The following is a 9635-nucleotide window of genomic DNA, read 5'->3' as shown; positions in this document are numbered from 1 at the left end:
GCCCGTCCAAAAAGGACGGGCGGGACGCCCATCCCACAATAACAATTAAAATTGTAAGTTATTTAATTCGCGATCCTAAGTAGGGTGCGTCAGATATTAAGAACGGGCAAGATACCCGTTCCACAAAAATTCAATCTTCTTGTGGAACGGGCATCTTGCCCGTTCTTATGTGCAAGCGTTAATTTTTTTCTATGCCAAAGCCACAGAAGGATAAGAATTTCTCAGAAAACTCAGCAATTCTCGATTCACCGTTTGCGGCGCTTCCTGCTGAATCCAGTGACCACAGTGAGGAACTAATTTTAACTTAAACGGAGCCGTAATTAATCTGTCTAAACCTTCTACAAGTTTGTGGCTCAAAAACGCATCTTCTTCTCCCCAAAGTACCAAAGTAGGCACTGTCACAGGTTCTAATTTCTGCCCCAAATTCCAAAGCCTCTGCGGGTGAAACATCTGCCGATAATAATTGATAGCGGCGGCTAATACTCCCGGCTTTTCTAAAGCAGTCTGATAAATCTTAGTTTCCTCAGCACTAAAAGATCCTTTGCGAACAGCTTGTCCTTGAAAAACATTGTGAACAAAATCTTTCAAGTTTTGCCGGATCAACAATTCCGGAATGCCCGGAACCTGAAATGCCAAAACGTACCAACTGCGACGGATTTGATCTAAATTGCTCGCCATTTCCTGCACGAATCGCTGCGGGTGCGGAGCGTTTAAAATTGCCAAGCGGTTGAGTTGTTCAGGGAATTTTTGAGCTAAGTGCCACGCAATCGCCCCTCCCCAATCATGACCTACAACGTGAGCTTTTGTATAACCGAGGCTCGAAATCAAACCGCGAATATCCGCGCTCAGCGTATCTAAATCATAGCCGCTTTCCGGCTTGTCGGAATCGTTGTAGCCCCGCAAATCCGGCACCACAACCTTGAAATGACGGGCTAAAGCAGGGATTTGATGACGCCAAGAGTACCAAAACTCTGGAAACCCATGCAGGAGGAGAACGAGCTCGCCTTCTCCTTGAGAAACGCAGTGCAGGCGGATGTTATTGGTTTCGACAAAGATGTGTTGCTGTTCGGAATCTAAAGAATTCATAGTTGGAAAGTTAGACTTATTTTCGGGAAGTACAGAACCCGCCGACTGGTAGCAGGCTGAAACGGCCCAATGCTGTTAATTTTTCTACTTTTATTGTAGCTGATTTTCGAGCACCGCCACTGCAATCTAATTAAACTTAAAACTTGTAGGGTTTTTGGGTGTCCGGTGTTTTAGGTGTAACTACTGAGCTTAACTTTCTCACCTTAAATGTATTGTTTTAACAGCGGCGCAGGCGATTCAATAATAGCACAATTTCGTCCGTTGCCGATCGCATTTTTGCAGTCGATAGGTCAGATTGATTGACGATAATGCTAAACACCAGCGGTTCGTAATTCGGAACTTCGATATATCCCGACAGCGCCGAAACTCCGCTCATAGTTCCGGTTTTCGCTTGCAAATTTACGCGGTTTGGTGTAACGTTAAAGCGATTTTTCAAAGTGCCGCTCTCGCCAGCGATCGACAGTGACTGGCGGTAAATCGATGCAGCAGGTGAATTAGCCATCAATCTCAAAGTTTCCACCAAGCCTTCTGGAGTAATTAGATTGTGCCGAGACAAGCCGGAACCGTCGGCCAATATGTAGCTGTTTGGATTTACTCCTAATTGAGTTAAAACTGCCTTTAGCTCTTTCAAACCGCTTTCACCTGTATCCTCTTGTGGCAGAGGCATCTTGCCTGTAACTTTTCCCAGCAATCTCAATAAGACTTCTGCATAAAGATTGTTGCTTTCGCGATTAGTTTCTCTCACCAATTGGGCCAGTGGCGGCGATTCAACGGTCGCTAATTCTTGATTTAAATTGCGAGAAGCCGATGCCACTAAAGCCTGTTTAACAGGAATTCCCTCAGTCGCCAGGGCTTGTTGAAAATACTGCAAAAAATTATTAGCGGGGTTGACAACTGCGACATAAGCTGATTCAGGTTCGCCACCAACTTTCAACTGTCCGCCCACTCGAATTATAGGTCGATCGAACTCCCGGCCAATTTCAATAAACTCGGATTCGTTTTCGGCGACTGTTACTGAATTGTTCTGAACTTGCCACTGATTTGCCAGCTTTGGTTCGGCAAAAGTAACTTTCAGAGGTTGCCCCAGAGCCTGTGGGGACAATAAAAGGTCGATCGCGTTTTGATTGAAAATTAAACTGTTAATCGGCGCTCCGTAGCCAGCTTGCGCGTCTTCCCATTCCCAATTCGGATTGACTGCACTACCTTGAAAATAGCTGTCATCGCCAATCAACTGGTTAACTTGACTGATTCCCCGCTGCTTCAACTGCTGCGCCAAGGATTTCAACTGAGCCTCAGCAATGCTCGGATCTCCCCTGCCGGCAACGTACAAACTTCCGTTTTCGCCGCTGTAAACCGATGTCTTAATCCGAAAATCGGCACCGAGTTTCTGCAAAGCAGCCGCTGTAGTTAGCAGCTTGGCATTTGATGCTGGAATAAAATATTTTTGGGCGTCGCGGCTGTAGAGAGTAGTAGTAGAAGATAGAGGTTGAATCAAAATGCCCCAGCGCGATCGACTAAATTCGGGACGGTTGGCGATCGCATCTACTTGCGCCCCCAATTCCCCCGGACAAATATCCCCAGCAACCGCCGACGTTTGAGCAGCAACCGCCGATGGACGCCCCAGAATTAGGACTAACAAACTAAGCGCAATTCCTTGGATTTTCAAAGTGTCAGTTCCTTAGCAATAACTATTAAAATTAGATGCGCCCGATCTTGGAAGTTTCACGGAATCAAGTCAATATTAATAATAATAACGCGCATGAATTCTCGGATTGAACAGCGCCTCTACAGGTTTTCCCCCTTTGAGGTGCTCTTCCACAATTAACAGTACATCACTCGGTTTAACTCGACAATACCAAATTTCGTCTGGGGTAACTCGTACAGTCGGGCCAGTGGTGCACTGTCCCTGACAGCTACAGGCTTCCACTTTCACCCCGGCAACTTGTTGAGCTTCAAAAGCAGCTAGCACTGCTGCTGAACCATTTTTCAGGCAAGATTGATACTGGCAAACCAATACACAGCGCGCTTCTGGTTGGGAGTCTGGTTCTCTGGCTGGAGATTCTGGCATTGGTAAGGATTTATCCGCTATTTAAGATATCTTAACAATCTTGTCAGGTCGATCGCCCGCTGGAGTCCGGCAAACGGCAGAATTTTATAGTGCGATCGAAAAAACAGCAAAATTCTGGCATTCAAACTTTTTCCTTCTTTACTACCTTCAAACTAATCCTTTCAGCAGAGCTGCCTTTCTTCAGTCTGTGTCACGCTTTGCCTATATGATCGATAAGGAGAGATAACTCAATCAACCGCTAATCATGCCAAAAACAGTAGCCGATGTAATGAGCCGCGAGCCGATTTTGGCGCGACCCGAAATGCCCTTGAACGAAGCGATTAAAATTTTAGCCGATCGACGCATTAGCGGTCTTCCCGTCGTAGATGAGAATGACTTGTTGGTAGGAGTCATCTCCGAAACCGACTTGATGTGGCGGGAAACCGGCGTAACTCCGCCCGCTTATATCATGGTGCTCGACAGCGTAATTTATTTGGAAAATCCCTCTCGTTACGAGCGAGAACTCCACAAAGCTTTAGGACAAACAGTAGGAGAAGCGATGAGTACAGACCCCGTTACCATCGGGCCCGACAAATCTGTCCAAGAAGCTGCCAAACTGATGCACGATCGCAGTATCCACCGATTGCCAGTGCTTGATACTGCGGGCAAAGTAATCGGCATCCTCACTAGGGGAGATATTATCCGAGCGATGGCTGCCGAATCTTAAATTAACTGTTGCAGTTCCAGGACTGTATCAGAAAATGAGTCGTGAAGCGAAGCTATCCCGTAGGGAATCGCTCCTTAAATCTCGCTCGCTTTTGGCAATTACCAATTACCAAATCTCAAATCTAAAATCTAAAATCTAAAATCTCAAATCCGATGAGCATTACCCCTGAGTCTGTCGAACAATTGCTGAATTCCGAGGATTTTGGCGAAAGACTGCGAGCAGTCAACCAACTGCGACAACTAGAACCCGCGATCGCCTATAAACTGATTCAAAGTGCGATCGGCGATAAAAACGTCCGGGTTCGCTACGCAGCAGTCAGCCAATTATCAACCCTCGGTACGCAGAATCTGCCGAACGCTTTAGAGGTACTGCGAAACAGCCTGAACAACGACCCCGAACCCGACGTGCAAGCAGCAGCAGCCGATGCTTTGGGCGCATTGAAATTAACCGATGCTTTAGAAGATTTGCAGCAAGTTTATAGCAGTACCTCTGAATGGCTGGTGCAACTGAGCATCGTCGCGGCTTTGGGAGAAATGGGAGATCCGAAAGCCTTTCCGATGTTAGAAAATGCCCTGACTTCTGAAAACGAATTGATCCAAACCATTGCGATCAGCGCATTAGGTGAATTGGGAGATAAACGGGCGCTGCCGCTGCTGCTTCCCTACGCTTCCAATGCAGATTGGCAGATCCGTTACAGAGTCGCCCAAGCTTTGGGGCGGTTGGGCGGTGCAGAAGCACAGACAGCTTTGGAAATTCTCGCCAAAGATGAGGTTGAGCAAGTTGCTCAGGAGGCTAAAGTCGGACAAGAAAATAGTTTGAAATCTTGAGATTGCTTTTGTGATCGCGAACAAGCCTGCGCGGTTGTGAATTTTGAATTAATTTAGAATTTTTTGTGAGGATTCTACTAAAAACTCTGTTCGCGATCGCACACATATTTCAGAAACCCGGTTTCTTCCTATATTTCTTGTTCCTCTCTGCAAAACTTGTAGAAACCGGGTTTCTAGCCAGCCAGCCAGCGGGCTGGTTGCGTAGCGTAAACCTTACTGATCAGGAAAAATCTAAAATCTAAAATCTAAAATCTAAAATCTAAAATTGTATTGATGCCACGGGCGATCGCACATTCCTTTGAAACTCTCCTTAAATTCTAGCTTACTCTTCCCTTTCCCAATCAGAGCCAGCCTCTTGACATCCACACTTTGGCAACAGCTATAATCAAAATAGATACAGCAGCGGCAGGGATTAACACAATTATTGAATTGTGTCCAGCCACCGATCGGGGAAACTATCGTTAAGACGGTAAGCCATCTACCAGCAAAACCAAGTCTTAAAACTGTTGATCATCCCCATGCTTGAACAACTACCAAATTTAGGTTTTCAGTCCTCGGACATTTTAACAGGAGAGCGATCTGCCTCTCAAATCGCCCCAACTTCGACCACCAATCAAAACTTTATTTATAGAGTTTTAGAACTTACAAACATCGAACGCGGCAAATTGAGTTTATCACCGCTAACCTTAAATACTCAGTTACTAAATGCGGCGGAAAATCACAGCAAAAACATGGCACTGCAAGACTTCTTTTTGCATACCGGAAAAGATGGTTCGTCATTCACCAGTCGCATTACTACAACGGGCTATCAATTCTCAGCGGCAGCAGAAAATATTGCTGCGGGTTCTTCTACACCCGAACAAGTTGTATCCTCTTGGATGAACAGCAGCGGCCACCGGGCTAACATTCTTAACCCGAATCTCAAAGAAATTGGGATTGGTTACTATTTCTTAGCCGACGATACTGGCACAGAAAATTTCAATCACTATTGGACGCAAGTTTTTGCGACTTCTCTTGACGGTAGTGTCAATCCCGCACCGACACCTACTCCCACACCTACTCCCAACACATTGGTATCGATTACTTCGCCAATACCCAATGCTATAGGGGACGGCAGCCCGACGACAGCACCCAAAAATACAGCCAGCGGCGGCAATTATTTCCTATCAGATAGTGCCGATAGTCAAATACCGACAAATGCTGCGGGATTGCCAATTTTTGCCCTTTCCGGCAAAGACAATATCACGGGGGGAGAAGGTGCTGATAGCATTAATGGAATGCAAGGTGCGGATACAATTAATGGCACAGGCGGCAATGACAGCTTATCTGGCGGCAAAGAATCGGATTCAATTGATGGCGGTGTTGGCAATGATTTTATCAGCGGCAACAACGATAACGATCGACTAATCGGATCTGACGGTAACGATACTATTCGCGGCGGCAAAGAAGATGATGTCTTGATTGGCGGTAACGCCGACGATTTGTTGGCGGGCGATCGCGGGCAAGATATGCTGACGGGCGGCGGCGGAAATGATACGTTTATTTTAGCCGGAGGTTTGTCTGCTTCGGCTACTTTAATTAGTGCCGATTTAATTGTCGATTTTGCGGCTGGGGATAAAATTGGTTTGACTGACGGTATCGGATTTGCCAACTTGACTTTTGAATCTGTGAGTTTGCAGTTGGATGGAGGTGCAAGTGTCGCTTCTACGGCGATTAAGTCGGGCAGTAATTATTTGGGAATCGTGCAGGGTGTAAGTCAAAGTCAGCTTACATCTTCTGTTTTTGTCAACGCCTAAAAAACAGCATACCCAGATTCCCGACTTCTTGGAGAAGTCAATCGATTTTAGATTTTAGATTTTAGATTTTAGATTTTAGATTAAAGAATTGAAGCATTGACCTCACGGATAAATTAGGGGGCTCCTTTATCGGATACAGGTTTTTTATTTCTGGACGGATGAATCCGGGGGCTTGTATCCTGGATGCTTTCGGTCAACTCAACCGCAGGCATGGGTACTAAGTTTACGATCGCATTATCAGTGAAAGCCAACTTAATCCGGTCAAGTCAGAGGTTTTTGCAAGCTGCCGTCATACCCTTCGGGTTGACGGCGAGTTCTTGACTGGTGCAGCTTAAAAGTGGGTGGCAAGAGGGATAGATGCTGCCTCAGACTGAAACGACTCGTTTAGCAGTTTGGTGATTGTATCAGCGTTAGCAGGGCGACTGAAGTAAAACCCTTGACCTTCATGGCAGCCTCGCGCTTGCAGGTAGTCACGCTGTTCCTTGGTTTCAATGCCTTCTGCGGTGATCGTTAATCGCAGACTTTTTGCCAGAGCAATGATCGCATCAGTAATGGTGGCGCTGTCAGGGTTAGACAGTACATCTTGGACAAAGGATCGATCGATCTTGAGCATATTAACCGGAAACCGTTGCAGGTAATTGAGGGAAGAATAACCTGTGCCAAAGTCGTCTAGGGCAAGGGACACGCCAAGTTCTCGCAGTTGCATTAAGGTGTTGACCGATCGATCGATGTCAGTCATCAAGGCAGTTTCAGTCACTTCCAGTTCTAAATACGCAGCTTCGAGTTCCGTCTCTGCCAAAATTTGGCGAACCATCTCAACCAGATTCCCCTGCTCAAATTGTCGAGCCGACAGATTCACCGAAATCCGCAGGGCTGGCAGCCCTGCCAGTTGCCAGCGACGGGTTTGAGCGCAAGCCGTTCGCAAGATCCATTCACCAATGGGCACGATCTCGCCATTGGCTTCGGCGATCGGAATAAATTTTGCCGGAGAGACCAAACCCTCTGTAGAATGCTGCCAGCGAACCAGCGCCTCCGTTGCTGTCACCCGTCCGCTGTCGAGGTCGATCAGCGGTTGATAGTAAACCAGTAGTTCGTTACGCTCCAGCGCTCCGTGCAGACTATTTTCTAGGGCCAGTCGCTCCTGTAACTGAACGTTCATTTCGGGTGAATAAAACTGATAGTGACTACGCCCTTGCTGCTTTGCCTGATGAAATGCGAAGTGAGCTTGCTGAAGAAGTTGCTCTGGAGAATTGGTATTTTCTAAATGGTTCAATGTAATACCAAGACTGGCGGTGAGGTGGATCAGTTGACCCTCTACAGAGAAAGGTTTTGCTAGTGTACTCAGCAGCAGTTGGGATAGCTTGACCACACTCTCCAGCGAGTGGAGTTCGCTGCGAGCGATCGCAAACTCACCATCGCCCAAACGCGCCAAGACATCTGACCGATCCATGCACTGTACCACCCGTTGGGAAACGGCTCTAATTAGTAAGTCGGATATCCCAGGCTCCAACACATGGCGCATCCCTGTGAAATCATCGATACCCAATACCAGAACTGCGACCAGGGGTGAGTGATTTTGGGATCGGGTTTGATTCAGGCGATCGCAGAATAAGTCACGATTTGGCAACCCAGTCAGTTCATCGTAGTGGGTAATGTAATCAATCAATTCATCTAGTTTGTAAAGCGTTTGTGAGGAATTTGCCATCAGCGTACCAACTTCATCATTAAACTCTGTGGGTAAGTTCGGCAATGTTCTTGTATCGAGGTAGTTTTGTAGAGCCTCCGAGGTTAAGATTACCGGAACCAGGAGGTAGCGTAGCGTAGAAAGCGTTACTGCCGTACCCGCTAATGTCGCCAGCAGAGCAATCAGCAGAACCCGGACTGATGTCTCTACAGAGTAAGCGTTTGAGGTAAGAAACCAGACCATTAAGGTTAGCAAAGGAACGTGCGTGCCTAAAAATGCAACCACCATAATTTTGGCAGTGTAGCTTTTCTTCAGCCAGGGGAGATGCCCCAAGGATGAGTATAGGTTAAGGTTAGGCTTTGGTTGCATAGGACTCGGTTTAAAATTTTAAAGTGGGTAGAGTATCCAGCAGTCTCGTACTAGGTGCGTTGGCTCCAGAAACGGCTTTTTTTACTAAGGAGCGATCGCCTTAGATTTGACAGATATTTTACAAATCGATCGACAATACCGAGCCGCGATCGCTTGTTTGATAAAATATCCAAGCGATCGCCTAACAACCCATATATATACTGACCCTAATCGCCTTTTTCAAAAACGTGTGTGATCCGCGCCACAATTCACCTAAATTGACTTTTTTGAAAGCTACAAATTAGATCGACCTTCAGCTTTTAGTCTGCTACTGATAACTAATGACTAATGACTAATAACTAAATTACTAAAAGGGTAACTATGAAAAAAGTAGCCGTGTTTGGCAATGCGGGAGGCGGTAAATCAACTCTAAGCAAGAGATTATCGGAAATTACTGGTTTGCCACTTTACATCTTGGATAAGATTCAATATCAATCTGGGGGCGCTGAAGTTCCCTATGAAGAATATAAGCGTACCCATGAGAAAATTTTGGCTACTGACCGATGGATTATAGACGGTTTTGGTTGTATGGAAACCGTCTGGCTTCGACTCAACGAGGCAGATACTCTGGTTTTTGTCGATCTGCCCCTATACGTGCATTTTTGGTGGGTGACTAAACGGCTGATTACAGGTAAGTTTATACCGCCCGAAGGCTGGCCGGAAAAGAGTCCGATCTTGAATAGTTCAATTAATAGTTACCGCGTTCTTTGGTTGTGTCATAAGTATTTGACTCCCAGATATCGCGAGTATGTCGATCGCGCTCAAAATACCAAAAGTGTTTATCACATCAGATCGACTGAAGAGATTTCACAATTTTTTGAATTTATAGTGCAAATGACAGTTGAAGGCTGTTATTTGTTATTTGTTATTTGTTAGCTGCTACCAATAACCAATAATATCATGTCCAATCGAGTGACCGCGATACCTCCGTCTGGGCGGGTTTACAGCATCTCTCATTGTCAATATATATCGTTCGTTAACCTGCCCCTTGTATCTTAAAAGAGTTGGTGTAGCGATCGTACCGTCAAGCAGGCGATCGCTCCGTCAAGCAGGCAATCGT

At 46.1% G+C, this 9635-nt stretch carries 8 protein-coding genes; 4 read left to right on the top strand and 4 right to left on the bottom strand.

Features of this window, described 5'->3' with window-relative positions; all coding sequences use genetic code 11:
* Positions 1-189 precede the first annotated feature (189 nt).
* The 3 genes from QUA24_RS26050 to QUA24_RS26040 all read right to left on the bottom strand — a co-directional run bounded on the left by QUA24_RS26050 (position 190) and on the right by QUA24_RS26040 (position 3154).
* A complete protein-coding gene (locus tag QUA24_RS26050; RefSeq protein WP_333233231.1) occupies positions 190-1086 on the bottom strand; it encodes an alpha/beta hydrolase in 897 nt (298 codons plus the stop codon).
* Positions 1087-1303: 217 nt separating this feature from the next.
* Positions 1304-2746 carry a D-alanyl-D-alanine carboxypeptidase/D-alanyl-D-alanine endopeptidase gene (dacB, locus tag QUA24_RS26045; RefSeq protein WP_445242653.1) on the bottom strand — a complete coding sequence of 481 codons (1443 nt, stop codon included), beginning with the start codon at positions 2744-2746 and terminating at the stop codon, positions 1304-1306.
* 81 nt (positions 2747-2827) lie between these two features.
* Positions 2828-3154 (bottom strand): (2Fe-2S) ferredoxin domain-containing protein, encoded by a 327-nt coding sequence (locus QUA24_RS26040; RefSeq protein ID WP_333213042.1) that lies wholly within the window; start codon positions 3152-3154, stop codon positions 2828-2830.
* Between the two features lie 244 nt (positions 3155-3398).
* On the opposite strand from QUA24_RS26040, the gene QUA24_RS26035 reads away from it, so the two are divergent.
* The 3 genes from QUA24_RS26035 to QUA24_RS26025 all read left to right on the top strand — a co-directional run bounded on the left by QUA24_RS26035 (position 3399) and on the right by QUA24_RS26025 (position 6483).
* Complete coding sequence (locus tag QUA24_RS26035; RefSeq protein WP_333081502.1) at positions 3399-3860, top strand: CBS domain-containing protein; 462 nt, start codon at positions 3399-3401, stop codon at positions 3858-3860.
* A gap of 152 nt (positions 3861-4012) precedes the next feature.
* The gene (gene nblB / locus QUA24_RS26030; protein WP_333233227.1) at positions 4013-4687 is read left to right on the top strand and encodes a phycobilisome degradation protein NblB; all 675 of its coding nucleotides are present in this window, start codon (positions 4013-4015) and stop codon (positions 4685-4687) included.
* 518 nt (positions 4688-5205) lie between these two features.
* Positions 5206-6483 (top strand): CAP domain-containing protein, encoded by a 1278-nt coding sequence (locus tag QUA24_RS26025; RefSeq protein ID WP_333233225.1) that lies wholly within the window; start codon positions 5206-5208, stop codon positions 6481-6483.
* A 331-nt stretch (positions 6484-6814) separates the two neighbouring features.
* On the opposite strand, the gene QUA24_RS26020 is transcribed toward QUA24_RS26025, so the two are convergent.
* Positions 6815-8536 carry a bifunctional diguanylate cyclase/phosphodiesterase gene (locus QUA24_RS26020; protein WP_333233224.1) on the bottom strand — a complete coding sequence of 574 codons (1722 nt, stop codon included), beginning with the start codon at positions 8534-8536 and terminating at the stop codon, positions 6815-6817.
* A gap of 360 nt (positions 8537-8896) precedes the next feature.
* Here QUA24_RS26020 and QUA24_RS26015 point away from each other — a divergent pair, with 360 nt between their 5' ends.
* Complete coding sequence (locus QUA24_RS26015) at positions 8897-9451, top strand: adenylate kinase (RefSeq protein ID WP_333233223.1); 555 nt, start codon at positions 8897-8899, stop codon at positions 9449-9451.
* Positions 9452-9635 lie beyond the last annotated feature (184 nt).

Origin of the sequence: Microcoleus sp. Pol12B5, from assembly GCF_036701335.1 — a bacterium.
GTDB lineage: Bacteria > Cyanobacteriota > Cyanobacteriia > Cyanobacteriales > Microcoleaceae > Microcoleus.
The sequence above is the reverse complement of the archived record's forward strand: the minus strand, read 5'-3'. Positions and strand labels throughout refer to the sequence as shown.